We start from the raw sequence: 691 nt of genomic DNA, 5'->3' as shown, positions 1-691 counted from the left end.
GGCCTCGGCGTTCGGATGATCGAAGACCAACGTCGCGGGCAGCCGCAGACCCGTCTCCGCACCCAACTGGTTACGGAACTCCACCGCCGACAACGAGTCGAAACCCAGATCGGAGAAGGAGCGATCCGCCTCGACGGCGTTCGCCGACGCATGGCCCAGGACCACGGCGATCCGGGCGCGGACCAGGTCGAGCAGGGACTGCCCGGTCTGGGGCGGGCGTGGTCCCGCGACCGTGTCACGCCGTCGGCTCCGGTGCGGGAGCAGCGCGGAGAACAACGCCGCGGGGGGCTCGGGGTGTGCGGCCAGCGCCGCGAGGTCGAGGCGGGCCACCACCAGCGCGGGTTCGTCCATGGTGAGCGCGGTGTCGAAGAGGGCGAGCCCCTGCTCGTCGGTGAGCGTGCTCAAGCCCGAGCGGCTCAGGCGGCGCAGGTGGCCTTCGTCGAGGGTGTCCGCCATGCCGGAGGCCCACAGACCCCAGCCGAGGGACTGCGCCGGCAGCCCCAGACCCCGCCGATACACCGCCAACGCATCCAAGAACGCGTTCGCCGCCGCATAACTCCCCTGACCCGCACCACCGAACGCGCCGGCCACCGACGAGAACAACACGAACGCCGACAACCCACGATCACGCGTCAACTCGTGCAAATGCCACGCCGCACCCGCCTTCGGACCCCACACCCCCTCCAACCGA

The 691-nt window shown here is 70.9% G+C and carries 1 protein-coding gene; it reads right to left on the bottom strand.

What is annotated here, in order from left to right; genetic code table 11:
* Positions 1-678, bottom strand: a 678-nt coding sequence (locus K7854_RS37290) for a beta-ketoacyl reductase (RefSeq protein WP_226030986.1), incomplete at its 3' end; no start/stop codon positions are given.
* Positions 679-691 lie beyond the last annotated feature (13 nt).

It is taken from the genome of Streptomyces hyderabadensis, from assembly GCF_020404845.1.
In the GTDB taxonomy this organism is placed as follows: Bacteria; Actinomycetota; Actinomycetes; order Streptomycetales; family Streptomycetaceae; genus Streptomyces; species Streptomyces hyderabadensis.
The sequence above is the reverse complement of the archived record's forward strand: the minus strand, read 5'-3'. Positions and strand labels throughout refer to the sequence as shown.